The organism is Ruminococcus sp. RTP21359st1_H3_RTP21359_211015, from assembly GCF_040909065.1.
Taxonomy (GTDB): Bacteria; Bacillota; Clostridia; order Oscillospirales; family Ruminococcaceae; genus Hominimerdicola; species Hominimerdicola aceti.
In genome coordinates this window covers 1-17863 of record NZ_JBDGDD010000038.1, presented here as the reverse complement: position 1 = coordinate 17863, position 17863 = coordinate 1, and the positions used below count along the sequence as shown (strand labels likewise).

Sequence of the window (17863 nt, the reverse complement as noted above, 5' to 3'; positions counted from 1 at the left end):
ACATTCGATGCTTATTCCTATCAGACTTTGGAGAACAAGCAGAAATTCATCTCTCAGATCATGACAAGTAAGACTCCTGCGAGAAAGTGTGAAGATGTGGACCAGCAGGCACTCACTTATTCCGAGATCAAGGCTCTCTGCACAGGCGATGAGCGTATCAAGGAAAAGCTGATGCTTGAAAATGAAGTGAAGGAACTGAGGGTACTCGCTGCGGAACACCGCAACACGGTATTTGAAATGGAGGACAAGATCGCTCGTTTCCCTGAACAGGAACAGAAACTTACTGCGATTCTTGCTGATCTCCATACAGATCGTGAAGCACTCCGCAAGCTCCCGATTGATCCCGAACGCAAACTGCCCGTATTCAAGATCACCATTGGTGAAACTGAGTACACCGATAGAAAAGAAGCTGCTAAGGCTCTTGAAGATGCTGTGTTGGCTATCAAATATGCCGATACTCCCGTGAAAGTCGGCTCGTTCCAGGGCTTTGACCTGAGCGTTACAGTAAACAGCAACATGATGGGCGGCGGTATGTCGGCTGGCCTGCAAGGTGCCACTTCACATACCACGAAGCTGATCGATAGTTTTGCCCACAACTTGAATCGTCTTGAAGCTGCCCTCTACAACATCGACGGCAGAATCGAGAGAACGCAGGATAACCTCGCAAAGCTCAGGCTTGACCACGCAGAAGCGCAGAAGATCGTAGCAGAGCCGTTCCCCCAGCAGGAGGAGCTTGATACTAAGGAGCAAAGGCTGAAAGTCGTAACTGATGAGCTGAATCAGGCGGCTATCGAAGCAAAGAAGAACGCTCCGAAGCGTGAAAAGACTTGCTACTTTGAGAGGGCGAAGATGAAGCGTGATGCCGCAAGGCTCGGCAAAAAGCCAAAAACGCCGAAGGACCAGACAAAGGGCAGGAGCAAGAAGCAAGGAATTGAATAAGCAACTATAAGATTATTCTAAGTAAGTATGCATCCCAATAAGTGAAAAATGATATAATTCACATTATTGGGATGCAATTTCTATCTTGACAGAAAGAAAAAAAGATGTATAATATATACAATGGGGTTTGTGTACCCTTTTGATGTTTTCAAGTTATAATCCACACAAGTTGGCTTGTGTAAAATATTACTTAAATACAATGCGAGGAAAGGAATTATCATGGCAAATAAAGAGAAAATGGGCCCTCCTACATTAGAAATGATTCAGGGCAATCCGTACAATTATACTTTTGATGAAGTAGCCAAATGTATGGGAGAAGAACGAGCTAAGTCTTTATTCAAAACCTTGTATAAAAATGGCGTAAGTCCTAAAAATCAAACTATGACTATAAAAGACATATATGTAGGGGGAGATACTACAAAGTATGCTTTTGAATTACAAGATGGCTACTGCATTGAAACAGTATGCATTAAAAGAAGGACTGGCAATACGGTATGCGTTAGCACTATGGTCGGTTGTCCGGTGGGGTGTATTTTCTGTGCATCAGGAAAAAATGGATTTATTCGCAATCTTTCACCAGCTGAAATAGTTCAGCAAATCGTTCTTTTGAAAGAACGTGTCAACAGAATCGTTTTTATGGGGATGGGAGAACCTCTCTTTAATTATGATAATCTGATTAAAAGTATTCATATACTTCGTGATCGCAATGGACTTAATTTTCCTACAGATGGCATAAATGTATCGACTGTTGGACCAGTTGAACAGTTGAAGCGACTGAGAGAGGAGCATTTAAAGATTCAGTTTACACTCTCTCTTCACGCAACGGATCAAGCAACTAGAAACATGATTATGCCGCACATGAAATCCAATAGCATTCATAGTGTTGTCGAAGCTGCGCTTTCCTATTCTGAACGACATAACAGAAAGATTACCATTGCATATCTGCTCGCTCCTGGAATTAATGATAGGGCTTCAGACGTAAGACAACTTGGTAAATGGTTTAGAGGAAAAAATGTACTGATTAATCTTTTACAATATAATGAAACTGCCTGTAAGAGAATCAAACGTCCTAACAAGCAACAATTGGTTGCATTTAAGATTAGACTAGAGGAGGCTGGCTTGGAAGTAAAACTTCGGGAATCAAGAGGTAATAGAATAAAAGCTGCCTGTGGTCAATTAGTAAGTGATTATAATAAAGGGAACGACGCCCCTATGTCTGATTCACCTGAAAAGATGTCGCCTGTGATACACAAGCTTTCTGACAATAAAGCTGATACAACAAGAGGGATAAGAAAAGAAAAACGTCACCCTTTTGCAAAACATAAAGCCAAAAGGAAACGTAAGAAAAACTAATGATGAATTATCCCTCTAACCATTGTTGACTATTCTTTTAATGGTTATCGTTTGCGCTCACCATAATACTATGACGCACGGACGCACCTATGTATGCGCCCGTGCTAACCATAACATGAAAGGTGGGTGTACTGTCTTTCCTTTGCACGGCAGTAGGTGTGTCTCTACAATGACAATATAATGCAATTATTTTTGTGTATAAAAGGAATAACCATATTATTTTATGTGGAGGGATAATATGAGGCTGGCAGATATGCATATTCATACTACTTTTTCGCCCGACGGAAAGTCATCTATGGAAGAGCAGTGTATAAAAGCCATAGAGATTGGGATTCCAATTATTTGTTTTACGGATCATGTAGATTTCAATTCTTCTGAAATAAATGTGGGAAGAATAATTAATAAAGCTTCTACAAATTTTGATGTGTCAGAATATTTCTATGAAGTGAATAGGCTAAGACGTATTTATAACTCCATTCAGATTTTGATTGGGATTGAATTCTCCGAGCCACATCTATTCCCTACTGAATTCGAGGATTACAGTTCTATGCCTTTTGATTATATTCTAGGAAGCATTCATCATTGCTATGGCTCTGTTTTTCCAGGTGCAAAAAACATAGAGGAATCAAAAGCGATTGATGAATACTATAATCTTATGTTAAAATCAATTCAGACCTGCGAGTTCCAGGCGATGGCACATATAGATTTTCCCAGACGTTATTTTGATAATTGGAACGTCAGTGATACTATCATGGATGAAATATTAAATGCTATGATTAAAAAAGACATTATTCTTGAAGTTAATACGTCTTCCATCATGAATGCTTCTGACGAACCGCTGCCTCGATACAGTATCATTGATCGATATGTTCAGCTTGGAGGACGTAGGGTTGTATTAGGATCCGATGCGCATATTAGTGTTAAACTTGGAAATGCATTTAGTAGTGTTGTTAGAAAACTACCGAATACTTGCGTTATAGGGTATTTTAAGAACAGGGTGTTAAAGAATCCGGAGACGATCTTTCATCTATGATTGGCAAGACATTCAGCACTAAAGAGGCTGTTCGTATGATTCCTGACATTCTGCAAAACGGCGAACAATTCTTTTTCCCTATCTTTTCAAGTGTAGAAGAAATGGGAGAATACGGCGAACACTTCTCAAAAGTACAGAAGCATATCTTAGAGGTCATTCCAATGGCACGAAATAGCGAGAAGAATGTTGCCGGAATTGTGCTGAACGCATTTTCAGAATCGTTTATTTTAGATGCAGAACTTTTCGATATGATTGAGAATATGAAATCAAGATTGGAGTAATTATAAATGAGCGAACATAAGATAGATGTCATGTGGGACGATGCTCCCGTAGATGTTTCCACCGAGGTCAACTTCATTTGGTCTATTGCCAATAAGCTGCGTGGTACATATCAGAGCGATAAGTACAAGGACGTTATCATTCCTATGGTCATTATTCGTCGTTTTGAGTGCGCATTGGAAGCTACAAAGCAGGCTGTCGTGGAGCAGTACAAGAAGAATCCTGCGTACCCTGCAAAGGCGATGTGCCGTGTGTCGGGGTATCAGTTCTTCAATACGAGCGAGTACACCCTTGCGGAGCTTGTGAACGATCCCGATCATCTTGCAGCGAATTTCCGCAACTATATCGAGGGCTTTTCTGCCAATGTGCAGGACATTATCAAAAGCCTTGATTTTGATAAGCAGATTGACAAAATGGACAAGAATAACCGTCTGCTGTCGGTGGTAAAGGCTTTCTCGGAGCTTGACCTCGATCCCAAGACCATTGACAATGTTAAGATGGGCTATATCTTTGAGGACTTGATCCGTAGGTTCTCTGAAAATGCCGAGGCTGGCGATCACTACACTGGCAGAGATATTATCAAGCTCATGGTCAACATTCTGCTTGCAGAGGGTTGTGACGATATATTTGATGACCACAAGGAGATCACCATACTGGACCAGGCAGCAGGCACGGGCGGTATGCTCTCGACTTCATATAACTTCATTCACCGCTATAACCCGACTGCGAATGTTCGTCTGTTTGGGCAGGAGATCAACCCTGAGTCCTATGCTATGTGCGTGGCTGAAATGCTTATCAAGGGGCAGAATGCCGAGAATATCCGTATGCAGGACACTATGAAAGCTGACTGTTTCCCTGACAGACAGATGCGTTTCGTAATCGAAAATCCGCCGTTCGGTACGCCGTGGGGTGGTAAGGACGCAGCAGAGGGTGTTGAGCAGGCTGTCAAGGAAGAAAACCAGAAAGGCTTTGACGGTCGCTTTGGTGCAGGACTGCCAGGTTCAGGCGATATGCAGTTGCTTTTCATTCAGTCGGCTGTGAATAAAATGGACAATGCCCTCGGTCGGGCTGCGATCATCGAAAACGGCTCTCCGCTGTTTTCGGGCGGTACTTCTTCGGGTGAAAGCCAGATCAGACGGTGGCTACTTGAAAATGACCTGATGGAAGCGATCATCGCACTTCCCGTTGACCTGTTCTACAACACAGGTATCGCTACATACATTTGGGTGCTGTCGAAGAACAAGCGTGAGGAGCGCCGTGGTAAAATTCAGCTCATTGATGCAGGTTCGATCTTCCACAAGCTGCGCAAAGCTCTTGGAAACAAGAAGAACGAGATCAGTCCCGAAGACCGTTCCGCTATCACGAAGCTGTATGCAGACTTTGCTGAGAACGAGCTTTGCAAGATCTACCCAAACACGGAGTTTATCTATCGTGAGTACACGGTCATGCAGCCGTTGCAGAGAAGCTATGCCGTGACCGAGGAGCGTATCCATGCAATGCTGTCAAAGGGTTCGCTCTCCTCGCTGTACGATCCTGCAAAGGTGGCAGAGCTTGAAAACTCTGAGGATGAGCTGACGGGCAAAGAATTGAAAAAGCTCGAAAACTACAAAAACAACGCACCTGTTTACGAAGCTATCATCGAACTGCTGAGATGTGCCGATGATGATAAGGTATATTTATCCCCTGCGGAGTTCATGCCTGTACTGACTAAGATACTCAGCACGGCAACAACGGACAAGAAGCTCCTTGACAAGATCGCTGACGGTCTGTCGGTCATGGACAAGTCTGCCGAGATCCAGCGCGATAAGAAGGGCAACATCATCTACGACAAGGAGACAAAGGACACGGAGATCGTTAAGTTTGACGAGAGTATCGAGGACTATATGGCTCGTGAGGTGCTTCCCCATGTTCCCGATGCACAGTGGTTCTTTGAGGAAGATCTGAGCAAGAAGTCGCCTATTGTCAAGACGGGTGCGGAGATCCCGTTTACAAGATATTTCTATAAGTATCAGCAGCCGAAGCCCAGCGAGGAGCTTGAACAACGGTTTCTTGAACTGGAGAAGTCGGTGAGTGAGCGTATCGCACGGCTGTTTGGCTAACGAAAGGAGCTATAATGAGCGCTATTTTTAAGTTTTTGTTTGAGAGAGCGACCGATCCCCTCGGTCTGCCTATCAATGCATTTTACGAATATATTATTCTCGCTGTGATCGGTGCGGTCGCCTATGGTATCGCATACAGCAAGGTCGGTGATATGTACCACGGCAGTCTTATCAGCGGCAGGACGGAAGGCTCGTTCTTTCATTGGCTCATCAGACTTATTCTCTTTGTGGGGCTGTGGCTTCTTGCCTACGGTGCTATTCAGGGATATTACTTTGTTACCGCCAACTGGCAGATCATTCTTATGATCGCAGGCAGCGTGGCAGGAGCAGCTATGCTCTGCACACTGGCGGTGACAGCTATGAGATTTTTCAAGAAGCATAGGACGGTGAACGGCAATGCGTGAAATGAAAGATAGTGGGATTGAGTGGATTGGCATTATACCTTCTGATTGGAAGATATCAAGAATCAAGTATGTAGCTACTTTTATTAATGGTGATAGAGGAGCCAATTATCCGAGTGGTAGTGATTTAGTTGACGAAGGAATAATCTTCTTAACATCAAATAACATTCATGGCACAATGCTTGATTGTTGTTCAGAAATAAGCAAATACATCACAACTGATAGATATAGTATTCTTGGCGGAGCAAAGATAGCATTGGGTGACATTATCTATTGTTTACGAGGCAGCGTAGGAAACTGCGCAATTAATAAAGAAGCCACAGAAGGAACGGTTGCTTCGTCTCTCGTAGATATTAGACCAACCAAAATCCACCCTGAATATCTTAATTATATCCTTCAATCACCAATAAACTCTGTTCAAACGTTAGCATACATGAACGGCTCATGTGCAGCCAATCTTTCTGCTGAAAATGTTGCGAACTATTATTTCATTGAACCGCCTGTTACGAAACAAAGAATAATTTCAGCTTTTCTTGACTCAAAGTGTTCTGAAATAGATTCTATTATTTCCGACATTCAATCCCAAATCGAAGCCCTTGAGGAATACAAGCGCTCCGTCATTACCGAAGCGGTCACAAAGGGGCTTGATCCTGATGTGGAGATGAGGGATAGTGGAATTGAATGGCTAGGATTTATCCCCTCTACTTGGCAAACAAGAAAAGGAAAATACATCTTTGTTCAAAGGAATGAAAGAGGTAATAGCATTGAACTCCAACTGTTATCCCCAACGCAAAAATACGGTGTTATTCCGCAAGATTTGTATGAGGAAATAAGCGGATACAAGGCTGTTAAGCTCGACGAAAAGACTGATTATTCTTTATTGAAAACAATTCATAAAGGTGATTATTGTATTAGTCTCAGAAGTTTTCAAGGCGGTTTTGAATATTCTGAGTATGAGGGTGTAGTTTCGCCTGCATATCAGGTGTTCTATCCAGTAATTGAAGTGTTTAGGGGTTATTACAAACATCTGTTTAAGACGCAGATCTTTATCGACAAAATGAATTCCTTTACAATGAGCCTACGAGACGGTAAAAATATAGCCTTTGCAGATTTTGGAAACACCTATCTGCCAATTCCACCAATTCAAGAACAACAGCAGATCACAGATTATCTTGACAGCAAGTGTGCAGAGATCGACAGTATAATCGCTGAAAAGAAACAGCAGATCGAAACAATAGAGGAATATAAGAAGTCGCTGATATTTGAGTATGTGACGGGGAAAAAGGAGGTAATCGTATGAATGTTGAAATACCGATGGAAATTCACTCCGATGAAAAGGGCTACCTTGATAGGCAATGTCCAAACGAAAATTGCTTGTTTGAATTTAAGGTGAATATGCAGGATTGGGAAGATAAGGTATCTGATGATGAAGTACATTGTCCCCTTTGTGGTCAAATAGCTCCTTCGGACAGTTGGTATACATATGAACAGCTTGATGCAATGCAAGAAATAGCTACTAACTGGGCAAGAAATTATACGCTCGGTGAAATTGATAAGATGTTTGGCAGCTTAGCTCGTTCTACACGAAACAATAAGTATATCAAGATTACCTACAAGCGAAACAGACCTGTTACATTCGTGAACAACCCGATAGGTGCTAAGGAAGAATGGAATCTTGATATTACCTGTGAGAAATGCGGAACAAGGTATAGCGTTATCGGTTCAGCTTATTTCTGTCCCTGTTGTGGCTATAATTCTGCAAGCAATGTGTTTGATAACTCTATGAATACAATCACAAAAATGGTTCAATCTCTCGATGAGATGAAAGCTACACTGACTGATCAGTTCGATATGGATACTGCCGAAGCAATGTGCAGATCAATGCTTGAAAACAGCTTTGGTCAAGTAGTATCTGCATTTCAGAAGTTTGCTCAGTGCAAATTCAAAGAGATTTCAGGCATTGAGAAACGTGTCAATGACTTTCAAATGGTTGATAAAGGTAGCCAGTACTTCCGTAACGAAACCGGAAGTGGTTATGAAGCTTTCTTATCTTCTGACGAACTTATTCGTATGAAGCTGTATTTCCAGCGCAGGCATATTATAGAACACAATACAGGAATTGTAGATCAGAAGTATATTGATAATTCAGGAGACAACGATTACTCTGTTGGACAGAGAATCGTTGTCAAAACATGTGAAGCTCTCGATTTGATAACTATTATAAAAAAGTTGTCATCGGGGATTTGTACGCTCATATAAATGATGTAAAATAAAAATCAAGTAATTTAGTTTGGCAGTATATAGTATAAAAAGGAGAGCAAACATGGAATTTATTACAAAAGAAGCAGAAAACCTCTTGTTTGAGATTATCGAACATGAGTCTGACGGAAACTATTGGGCAGAACGATTTGAAGCAGCCGACCACCGAGAGGATACTATCCTCCGTGGCTGTTTCAAGGAGCTGAAAGATAATAACTTGGTTCACACTACTTGGGCTGACAATATCCCCGTTATCATTCAGGTGCTAAAAGATGGCTACCTTTATCAGCAGCATAAACAGGAACGTGAAAAGGCTGAACGTGAACTGACTATGGGAGCGTTTGAAAGAGAACTTACAGAGTTATTAGACAGAACAAAATCAATTAAGCCTCCAATCAATGCAGCACCTATTAGCGTAGATATTGATGAGTACAATCGTCCAAGCGAAATTTGGATAAATGATGTCGAAATATTTTACAACAATTATTTGACCACACATTCATTAAGTGATAGAATAAAAAGAATTTTAGATAAGCGAGATTTATATGCTTACAATCAATTAATTACTTGTCTTGAAAGTATAAGAAAAGATAAATTTTTTATAGAAAAGATCAACGTTGACAACAAAGTATTTGACGGTAAGCAAAAGTCTATGCTTGAATATGATGTTTTTATCTCACATGCTAATAAAGATAAGGAAGATTTGATTGAGGAGCTTTATCAATCCCTTTATAAGTTGGGAATAAACATTTTTTACGATAAGGAATCTCTTGAATGGGGCGATAATTGGAAAGAGCGTATTCTTAACGGTACAAAGAAAGCGGAATTTGCTATCATTGTAATCTCTGAAAACTTCTTTGACCGTGAATGGACAGAACGTGAACTTTCAGAATTCCTGAACCGCCAAAACCGTAACGGTCAAAAGTTGATACTTCCCATAGTCCATAATATTACAATGCAACAGCTTCAAAAAAAATATCCGAATGTAGCCAATATTCAGGCTATCGACTCTAAGAAATACAACTGCGATCAAATAGCTTTATTATTTGCAAAACAACTAATCAAGCGTTTAAAAGCAAATTGAGCGAGGTTACATTTATGAACAATATACTTACAGAAAAAGAATACCAGGCAGAATTATTGGCAATTCTCCGTGACCAAAACGGCTACACGATAAGAAAAGCAACAGACTTCGACCGCCGTTTTGCCCTTGACCGTGAAATGCTGTTCGGCTTTCTGAACGATACCCAGCCTGAGACAATGGAGAAGCTCCGCAAGATACATAAGGACAGGCTCGAAGATACCATTGTTTCGTTCATCAATTCGGAGTGTACGAAGAAAAGGGGCAGCCTGCTTGAAGTCCTCCGTCATGGTGTTGAGCTGTCGGGGCATAAGCTGGAGCTGATGTTCACAAAGCCTGCAACCACTTTCAATAAAGATTTGATGCGGAAATACGAAATGAACCGCTTTACCGTCATGGAAGAAGTTTGGGCGAATGACAAAGAGCGAATTGATGTCGTTATCTTCCTCAACGGCTTTGCAATTATCTCGATGGAGCTGAAATGCAACTATGCAGGACAGTCCACGGACGATGCGATATATCAGTACCGTATGGAGCGTGATCCGAAGTCCAGACTGTTCTTATTCAAGGCAGGCACACTCGTCAATTTCGCTATGGACTTGCACGAAGTCTATATGACAACGAAGCTCGACGGTGAAAAGACCTTCTTCCTGCCGTTCAATCAGGGCAACGGTGAAGGGGTCAATGCAGGTGCAGGAAACGCTCCCTGTGAGGACGATTATCCTGTACATTATATGTGGGATGATATTCTCACCAAAGACACGATACTTGACCTGATCTCCAAATTTATCTTTATTCAGACCTCTGAGAAAGAGAACGAAAAGACAGGCAAGGTCGAGGTCAAGGAGAGCATTATATTTCCCCGTTATCATCAGCTCGATGCTGTCCGCAAGCTCCTTGCCGATGTAGAGGAAAACCGCACCTCTCTCAACTACCTTATCCAGCACAGTGCAGGCTCCGGCAAGACAAATACTATTGCTTGGCTTGCGTATCGCCTTGCTACGCTCCATGATGCCGACAACAAGATCATTTTCGACAATGTTATCATAATGACAGATAGAGTAGTTGTTGACAGACAGCTTCAAAAAGCGATCATGGGTATGGAGCATAAGTCGGGACTTATCCGTGTGATGGACGAAAAGTGCAATTCTGCCGACCTCGCTATTGCTCTCAATGGTAATACGAAAATTATTGCAACTACTATCCAGAAGTTCCCGTATATCGTAGACAGCGTTCAGGGCTTGAAGAATAAGCGATTTGCTGTCATTATCGACGAAGCACATTCTTCTACGGCAGGCAAGGATATGGCAGCGGTCACGCAGTCACTCGGTATGGGCGATGAGCTGTATCAGGACATGGAGGACGAGATAGCCGCAGAGCTTGCAAGAAACGGCAAACAGCAGAATGTTTCGATGTTCGCTTTCACAGCAACTCCGAAGCCGACTACATTACAGCTTTTCGGCACGATAAATACCAATGGACAGCGTGAAGCGTTCCATGTGTATTCGATGAAGCAGGCTATCGAGGAAGGCTTTATCCTCGATGTATTGCAGAATTATACCACTTACAAGACCTTCTATCAGATCAACAAGGAGATAGAGGAAGATCCCAAAATGCAGACCGCAAGTGCGAAACGGCAGATTGCTCGGTTTGTTGAGCTGCACGAAACAAATATTGCCCAGCGTATCGAGGTCATCGTAGAGCATTTCCGCACAACTGTTATGCAGGAACTTGGCGGACAAGCAAAAGCAATGGTCATCACAGCATCAAGACAGGCAGCCGTGAAATACTGTCAAGCATTTGAGGATTATTGCTCTAAAAAAGGATACAAGGGCATTCGTGCGCTTGTTGCATTCTCCGGCAAGGTGAAGCTCCCTGATGATGATACAGAATACACAGAGCCAGGAATCAACGGTATTCCCGAAGATCAGCTCACCAAAGAGTTCGACAAGGACGATTATCAGGTGCTTTTGGTCGCTAACAAGTATCAGACTGGCTTTGACCAGCCGAAGCTTTGTGCTATGTATATCATGAAGAAGCTCAAGGGTGTCAATGCGGTACAGACACTTTCACGTCTGAACAGAATTTGTCCACCATTTGAGAAAAAGACCTTTATCCTCGATTTTGTCAACAGCTATGAGGATATTGTAGGGGCATTTGCTCCGTATTACACAACCACGCTTCTCTCAAATTCCGTTACTCCGACTGCGATCTACGACCTTGAAGCACAGATAGACGCTTATGCGATCATTGATCCCGATGATGTAGATAAGGTCAACGAGATACTTTACAAGGAGAAGGTGCAGTCTGCCGACAAGAAAAAGATCAACTTCTGCCTTGATAAGTCGCAAAAACTGATAGAGCATTACAGTATCGAAAAACAGCGTGAGATCGTGGTTGACCTCCGTCATTTCGTGCGTTTTTATGAGTTTATGATCCAAGTGTCCAGCTTTGAGGATACAGAGCTGCACAAAAAATATAACTACATCATTCTACTGCTATCCCACATCAATATCAAGCACCCCGGACCGGGTTTCAACCTTGACGGCAAGATCAGAGCGACGCAGTTCGTGCAGAAGAAACAGGACGAACATACAGAATCAGATATTGTCGCAAAGCCAGTTGTGAAGCTACCCTCTGCTGAAACATTCGGTCTTACTCCTGCAAAGGAAGAAAGGCTCTCGGAGATCATCGCAGCGATCAATGCACGGACAGGCAAATCCTATGACAGCGATGTTGCAGTAAAGGCAATGCTTCAGATCAGGGATATTCTGATGAAGTCCGACAAGCTGAAAGCAAGTGCAAAGAATAATACGGTCAAAGACTTTGAGTTCTCTTACTTTGACGACATTGACGACGCACTGATCGAAGGACTGGAGCAGAATCAAGACTTTTTCTCCCTGTTGCTCAATGACGAGGAGATCAAGCGTGAAGTGCTCGGTATCTTTACAGAGGAGATCTATAATTCGCTGAAAAAAGCAGCAGAAGAATAATAGAAAGGAAATGATGAAAAATGGCTATCAACATTGCTCCAAAGTCTCTTGATACAGAGCTGAGTGAGCTTATGCGTGAGGTATCAAGCGGTAAAGAACAACTACCTGAGTTTCAGCGTGGGTGGACATGGGATAATGACAGAATCCGTGGCATTATCGCAAGTTTATCTCAGGGCTATCCTATGGGAGCGATCATGCGGCTTGAATATGGGAATGAGAATGTGCGTTTCAAATATCGCACTATTGAGGGTGTAACAGTTACGGGAGTCACTCCTGAGTTCCTTATTCTTGACGGACAACAGAGATTGACTTCAATGTATCGTGCGACTTGCTGCAAAGAACCTGTTGAGACAACGACAGAAAAGGGCAAGGAGATCAAAAGATACTACTACTTAGATATTAAAAAGTGCTTAGACGAAAGTGAAGATCGTGTTGATGCTGTTATTGCCGTTCCGGGCGATAGAAAGGTCAAGACAAATTTCGACAGAGATGTAGTTCTTGATCTGTCGACTCGTGAACTGGAGTTTGAACACGAAATGTTCCCCATAAACATCATATTTGACAGCAATGCCCGTGAAGATTGGGCAGATGGCTACAAGGAATACCACGAATACGATAAGGCATTCATGGAGAAATACAAGCAATTCAGAACTCAGGTCATTGATACGATCGTTGGCTATAAGTTGCCTGTTATCACTTTGGGCAAAGAAACGCCAAGAGAAGCTGTTTGCAAGGTCTTTGAGAATGTAAATACAGGCGGTGTACCGCTGACGGTATTTGAGCTTGTGACAGCTACCTTTGCGACCTATGACTTTGACCTTCGCAAAGACTGGATCGAGTGCAGAGACAAGATTCGTGGCAAAGGGGAAACTCTTAATACAGATGTTATGGAAGGTGTAGACGAAACATCATTCCTTACCGCTATTACGCTCTACACAACCTATCTTTCAGATAAAATGACTACTTGTAAGAAGAAAGATGTTCTCGCTCTGAATTTTGAAGATTACAAGAAAAATAGGGATATTTTGCTTGAGGGCTACAAAATGGCTCGAAAGTTCCTGTTCCAGCAATATGTGTTCAGAAAGCGTGATCTGCCTTACACAACTCAACTGATTCCGCTATCAGCGATCTGTGCTGTGATCGGTACAGCTACATTCAATCTTCCAAGCACTCAAAAGATACTGGCAAAATGGTTTTGGTGCGGTATCATGGGCGAAATGTATGGCGGTGCGAATGAGACCAGATATGTAACAGATATTGAAGATGTTGTGGCAGAGATTCAAGGGAAAGATAGCCAGAACAGAACGATCAACGCCGCTTATTTCTCCGCAACTCGTTTACTGTCACTTCAAACAAGAAATAGTGCCGCATATAAGGGCATTATGGCGCTCGTATATAGAGAACAATGCCGTGACTTTATGCAGGGCATAACAATGGATATTGTCAAGAGTATGGACGAATCGCCGGATATTCATCACATTTTCCCTGAAGCATATTGCAAGAAAATGGGGCTTGACAAGACTAAATGGAACTCGATCGTCAACAAAACTCCGCTGCTTCCTGCGTCCAACAGACAGATCGGCGGTGATGCTCCAAGTGTTTACAGCGGAAATATAATGAAAAAAGCGGAGATCGACGAAGTTGAACTTCGTTTCCGAATCGAGTCCCACCTCGTCAACTACGATTACCTTATCGCAGATGACTTTGATCACTATTTCATAGCAAGGGCTAAAGCTATCCTTAAAGTCATTGAAGCAGCAATGGGTAAGACAATAGCCGATAAGGGTTCTGAGCAGACGATCAAGGAGTATGGTTGCAGCTTAGAAGATAATGCAAACTGAAAGCGGTGTGGTCATGCGAAATAATGCCCACATTCTCTCTGCTGTTTCGTTTCATTTCTTCTGCGGTGGTTTCTTTGGCGGTTACGGCAATGTGACGGTCAAAAAAGAGGGGAATCATGCCGTGCTGATGGTTAGTCCCTCAATGCTTCGTGAGGGTAAAGTTGAAGACACCACAAAAGAACTGACGATAGCCGAATGGAATGATTTTATCAGTGATGTTTTCTCAAAATATCATATAGACGATTGGAATGAGGAATATATCAATCATGACATTCTTGACGGCACTAAATGGTCGGTAAAGGTCACTCTTGATAACGGCAGCGAGCTTGAACACTAGTAGAATATTCTGCTTATGATTGCTTCTCCGATAGTTTTTGTTCTTCCATCTGCTAATAATAACTCAACTTTGAACCCACTGGAGTCAAAGTTAACCATAACGAAAGGACGGCTCACCAGAACCGTCCTTTTTCCGTTATTTCTGTATCTCAATCTCAAACTTTCCCTCGGAGTTCAGCTTGAGCCGCAATGTCTTGACGTACCGATTGCAGAAATTCTCCATTTCCTTTTTCGTAGCCGTCACTCTTGATTCTTCGTATAGTTTGTGGGTAAGGTCCAGAGGGTTCTCACCGACAAGCGAGGGCAAATACTTTTCAAGCTCCGCAAAGAGTACCGCACGTTTCATATCCTCGGTGCCGGCGGAACAAAAATCGTCTATCGAACAGTAGTAAATACCGTGTTGAGTAAGGGCGTTCTTTATCGCTGAACCGCACTTTTCGTACTCATACATTACAAGGAAGTTTGCGTCGGGCAGGCTCTCGATCAAGCCCCAATAGTCCGAATCGCTCGATACGATGATGAACGAAGTCACTCCGTTCCGGTAGAAGTCAGCGACCACGCTTGCGGTCATTCTAACGTCTACAAGCGACTTCCTGTCGGTAACTCGGTCGATCTCAATATGCTCAACAGGTATCTGCGTGAATTTCGACAGCCAGTCCCAGCCTGTTGTAGTGTTCGGATCATCATAGAGCGTGATTTTTTCGATCCTGGCAAGTTCTTCTTGATTTAAGCCTTTAAGAACACTGTACAGTTTGAATGGGTTGGAATTTTCGCAGTCAACAGCAATTGCGGTCTTGGCTGAACTGTCGATAAAATTATAAATGTTGTTTCTGGTATCGTCATCGGCATCACGGTACTTCGTGTAATCGGAAAAGACATCGCCGTTCATTTCATACAGAAGTTTGAGAAATTTGCGGTCAGATGAAAGAATACCGCCGTGATTACCAGGTGTCCAGTATATGTACTGCTGAAACGGATAATACTCGATGTTCGCCATGTACTTGGTAAATTCGTCCTTCATCACGTTCGGCTTATTGTATTTCGGGACGTAGAACAGGTTTCTGATATAGTCCCAGTTTATCCAATCGTAGAAAAGCCCCGAACAGCTGTCAATATGCTCGTTTATAAGCCGTGTGAGATCCTGCATATACTTTTCGGAACGGTAATTTGCCTGAATGACCTGTATTCCCCATTTCTCAAGCTGGCGGATATTGTCTTTGTCATACCATTCAAGAGAAGTCAGGTTTTTCAGGTCATAGCGCATAGCGTCATCGGTCTTTTTGAAATGCTGGAACAATGAAGTCCTCAGCTTGCTCAGATAGCGGATAATAGTCGCTTCTTTGCTGGCATAGAGAGTGTCGAGGGTATCGGGACATTCTTCCCTGAAACTCGTTTCCAATGCCGATTTTCTTACTCCAATCAGGTAGGCTATGGCAGTCACTACCTCTTTTGTATCAACGGTCAAGGTTATCCTCCTTTATCGCTTGTGTTTTCGATATGTTTATCAATGACCGACATTATTTCGTTAAGCCGACTTTCTCCGATACCTTTGATCTTGCTCAGATCGGCTCGTAAGCTGTCATAATCAATGGGGTGCGTTTCTTCCTCGGCTCTCTGATAGCCCTGAGCAAAGACATTTCTCACGAAAGTCTCCATTTCGGCACGGTTCATTGATTTGATCTGCTTGTATAATGCACGGTTTACTAATTCTTCGGTTTCGTTATCCATTGCATTTCACCTCCGATCTGCTCTATAAGTCAATTATAGCACGAACGGCGGTATATTGCAATGAAAAGGGTGTGAAAAAGTGTGTAGAGATTGACTTTTTTGGGGCGGTTTGGTATAATAGTGGTAAGTGAGAGAACAATACGGCTCTCTCTGCTAAATCGGAATTTGACAAACTGTCAGATAATTTTGATTTCAGGAGGTAAATTATGAAGGTAAAGGATGCGTGGTATTTTAACTATACCCAGAAGGAAAGTGAGATCTTGCAGCCGGATATGGCTGTACCGGAGTCTCATGTGGGGATATACTGCGAATTTGAAGAGCTGGTGTTTCCGATATCCTTTCATATTTTGGGGATGTGTAAAGGAGAGGTTGTATTTGATAAGGACATCACGGCTTTCGGCAACGGGGACGATGCAGATATTAGTTTGCGCAAAAGCGGATACGGGGCAGTGTTTAAGATCCGTGAAGATAAGGATTGTGAGCCGGATATGTTACGGGTCATCTATGAAGCGGGAGGTAAATCAGAAACTTTTGAAACGGAATGTAAATACTATACATTTTCGGGACAGGTATCGGATTTTGACGGAAAGCCTTTTCCGGCGGTGGTGATGTTATATCGCTATGGTTTTGATGCCGCGCCGTTTATTATGGGAACATGGACGGATCTGAACGGACGATATAGTCTTCGTGTACCGGCCGGGAGCTATAATGCCATATATTCAGATGATAACAGCTATGGGATCAGCTCTTTGGAATGCTGGGGCTGGAATATTATTGCGGACCGGGACGAGGTCATTGATCTGAAAATCGGAAACGGTGAGGTGTATTCGTTAAATGTGAGTGTAAATAACGGAGGTGTACAAACACTTTTCCTTACCTTTAGGCCTATGGTCTATTTCAAAAAAGAAGAATACGACACTGTAGTCGGTGAAGAAAAGGTCCATATAACGGATGTTGCACCGGAGATCGCAAAAGAAGATGTTACGGTTTATGTAAACGGAAGAAAAACAGATGTGATTTCATTACAGAAATTATACGAGGCTTCTCCCGATGGGCTGCATTTGCCGATGTATATGGTGCAAATTCCCAGAGAGATGCATCCGGATTGCCTGGATAAGCAGACTGTCGTTTTGGAATACGATACAAAGGACCGCGGAAACGGACGTGCTTGCAGCAGAGGCTTTACGCAGTTCTTTTATAAGGATGGATTTTGTACGAGATAAAATAATTCTGATTTAGCTTAGTAACTGAATATACTCAAACACGGATAGACCGTCCTCAACAGACGGCTATCCGTTTCTTATTCCGCATAACCACAATCCGTAACAGTCAGCTCGGTATGCTCGCTGTCCTGCGGATCGTAAATATCATATATCACTGAACTGCAACCCATAGAATTGCAGAACTCTGTTGCCTTGTTCAGAAAATCAGACGGTATCTCAGTTGATATAATCCCCTTAGAGTAGACACATGAAATAATAAAATGGTGTAACTCTAAAGGGGGTTATTTTATGTCAAAGA

The 17863-nt window shown here is 42.6% G+C and carries 14 protein-coding genes and 1 pseudogene; 13 read left to right on the top strand and 2 right to left on the bottom strand.

Features of this window, described 5'->3' with window-relative positions; translation table 11 throughout:
• From AB5Z01_RS12200 to AB5Z01_RS12145, 12 genes and pseudogenes are all read left to right on the top strand, one after another.
• Window positions 1-939 (top strand): annotated as a pseudogene (locus AB5Z01_RS12200) (hypothetical protein); the annotation flags it as partial.
• Between the two features lie 219 nt (window positions 940-1158).
• Window positions 1159-2292, top strand: coding sequence for a 23S rRNA (adenine(2503)-C(2))-methyltransferase RlmN (gene rlmN / locus AB5Z01_RS12195; RefSeq protein WP_242998306.1), 1134 nt, complete (start codon window positions 1159-1161; stop codon window positions 2290-2292).
• Window positions 2293-2530: 238 nt separating this feature from the next.
• A complete protein-coding gene (locus AB5Z01_RS12190; protein WP_046438126.1) occupies window positions 2531-3325 on the top strand; it encodes a histidinol-phosphatase HisJ family protein in 795 nt (264 codons plus the stop codon).
• The gene (locus AB5Z01_RS12185) at window positions 3322-3606 is read left to right on the top strand and encodes an SseB family protein (RefSeq protein ID WP_195249636.1); all 285 of its coding nucleotides are present in this window, start codon (window positions 3322-3324) and stop codon (window positions 3604-3606) included. Before AB5Z01_RS12190 ends, AB5Z01_RS12185 begins: the two co-directional genes overlap by 4 nt.
• Before the next feature lie 6 nt (window positions 3607-3612).
• Complete coding sequence (locus AB5Z01_RS12180; RefSeq protein ID WP_046438125.1) at window positions 3613-5703, top strand: class I SAM-dependent DNA methyltransferase; 2091 nt, start codon at window positions 3613-3615, stop codon at window positions 5701-5703.
• Window positions 5704-5717: 14 nt separating this feature from the next.
• The gene (locus AB5Z01_RS12175; protein WP_046438124.1) at window positions 5718-6107 is read left to right on the top strand and encodes a hypothetical protein; all 390 of its coding nucleotides are present in this window, start codon (window positions 5718-5720) and stop codon (window positions 6105-6107) included.
• Window positions 6100-7404, top strand: a complete 1305-nt coding sequence (locus AB5Z01_RS12170; RefSeq protein WP_046438123.1) for a restriction endonuclease subunit S — start codon at window positions 6100-6102, stop codon at window positions 7402-7404. Before AB5Z01_RS12175 ends, AB5Z01_RS12170 begins: the two co-directional genes overlap by 8 nt.
• Window positions 7401-8363 carry a hypothetical protein gene (locus AB5Z01_RS12165; RefSeq protein WP_046438122.1) on the top strand — a complete coding sequence of 321 codons (963 nt, stop codon included), beginning with the start codon at window positions 7401-7403 and terminating at the stop codon, window positions 8361-8363. Before AB5Z01_RS12170 ends, AB5Z01_RS12165 begins: the two co-directional genes overlap by 4 nt.
• Window positions 8364-8427: 64 nt before the next feature.
• Entirely contained in the window at window positions 8428-9447 is a 1020-nt protein-coding gene (locus tag AB5Z01_RS12160) for a toll/interleukin-1 receptor domain-containing protein (RefSeq protein ID WP_046438121.1), read from the top strand.
• A gap of 14 nt (window positions 9448-9461) precedes the next feature.
• Window positions 9462-12437 (top strand): DEAD/DEAH box helicase family protein, encoded by a 2976-nt coding sequence (locus AB5Z01_RS12155; protein ID WP_046438120.1) that lies wholly within the window; start codon window positions 9462-9464, stop codon window positions 12435-12437.
• 20 nt (window positions 12438-12457) lie between these two features.
• Window positions 12458-14278, top strand: a complete 1821-nt coding sequence (locus AB5Z01_RS12150) for a DUF262 domain-containing protein (protein ID WP_046438119.1) — start codon at window positions 12458-12460, stop codon at window positions 14276-14278.
• Window positions 14268-14615 (top strand): hypothetical protein, encoded by a 348-nt coding sequence (locus AB5Z01_RS12145; RefSeq protein ID WP_046438118.1) that lies wholly within the window; start codon window positions 14268-14270, stop codon window positions 14613-14615. The genes AB5Z01_RS12150 and AB5Z01_RS12145 overlap by 11 nt, the downstream gene beginning before the upstream one ends.
• Before the next feature lie 135 nt (window positions 14616-14750).
• Here the strand turns inward: AB5Z01_RS12145 and AB5Z01_RS12140 are convergent, their stop codons facing one another.
• Window positions 14751-16079: an NYN domain-containing protein gene (locus AB5Z01_RS12140; RefSeq protein WP_046438117.1), complete on the bottom strand. Its 1329-nt coding sequence runs from the start codon at window positions 16077-16079 to the stop codon at window positions 14751-14753.
• 2 nt (window positions 16080-16081) lie between these two features.
• Window positions 16082-16342, bottom strand: a complete 261-nt coding sequence (locus AB5Z01_RS12135; protein WP_046438116.1) for a hypothetical protein — start codon at window positions 16340-16342, stop codon at window positions 16082-16084.
• Between the two features lie 206 nt (window positions 16343-16548).
• Here AB5Z01_RS12135 and AB5Z01_RS12130 point away from each other — a divergent pair, with 206 nt between their 5' ends.
• Window positions 16549-17565, top strand: coding sequence for a carboxypeptidase-like regulatory domain-containing protein (locus tag AB5Z01_RS12130; protein ID WP_272111989.1), 1017 nt, complete (start codon window positions 16549-16551; stop codon window positions 17563-17565).
• The last annotated feature ends 298 nt before the right edge of the window (window positions 17566-17863 follow it).

Coding starts and splice junctions, on each gene's coding strand:
- AB5Z01_RS12160 (WP_046438121.1), top strand. CDS start 8,428: ATGGAATTTATTACAAAAGAAGCAGAAAACCTCTTGTTTGAGATTATC.
- AB5Z01_RS12130 (WP_272111989.1), top strand. CDS start 16,549: ATGAAGGTAAAGGATGCGTGGTATTTTAACTATACCCAGAAGGAAAGT.
- AB5Z01_RS12155 (WP_046438120.1), top strand. CDS start 9,462: ATGAACAATATACTTACAGAAAAAGAATACCAGGCAGAATTATTGGCA.
- AB5Z01_RS12175 (WP_046438124.1), top strand. CDS start 5,718: ATGAGCGCTATTTTTAAGTTTTTGTTTGAGAGAGCGACCGATCCCCTC.
- AB5Z01_RS12190 (WP_046438126.1), top strand. CDS start 2,531: ATGAGGCTGGCAGATATGCATATTCATACTACTTTTTCGCCCGACGGA.
- rlmN (WP_242998306.1), top strand. CDS start 1,159: ATGGCAAATAAAGAGAAAATGGGCCCTCCTACATTAGAAATGATTCAG.
- AB5Z01_RS12150 (WP_046438119.1), top strand. CDS start 12,458: ATGGCTATCAACATTGCTCCAAAGTCTCTTGATACAGAGCTGAGTGAG.
- AB5Z01_RS12165 (WP_046438122.1), top strand. CDS start 7,401: ATGAATGTTGAAATACCGATGGAAATTCACTCCGATGAAAAGGGCTAC.
- AB5Z01_RS12135 (WP_046438116.1), bottom strand. CDS start 16,342: ATGGATAACGAAACCGAAGAATTAGTAAACCGTGCATTATACAAGCAG.
- AB5Z01_RS12180 (WP_046438125.1), top strand. CDS start 3,613: ATGAGCGAACATAAGATAGATGTCATGTGGGACGATGCTCCCGTAGAT.
- AB5Z01_RS12185 (WP_195249636.1), top strand. CDS start 3,322: ATGATTGGCAAGACATTCAGCACTAAAGAGGCTGTTCGTATGATTCCT.
- AB5Z01_RS12145 (WP_046438118.1), top strand. CDS start 14,268: ATGCAAACTGAAAGCGGTGTGGTCATGCGAAATAATGCCCACATTCTC.
- AB5Z01_RS12170 (WP_046438123.1), top strand. CDS start 6,100: ATGCGTGAAATGAAAGATAGTGGGATTGAGTGGATTGGCATTATACCT.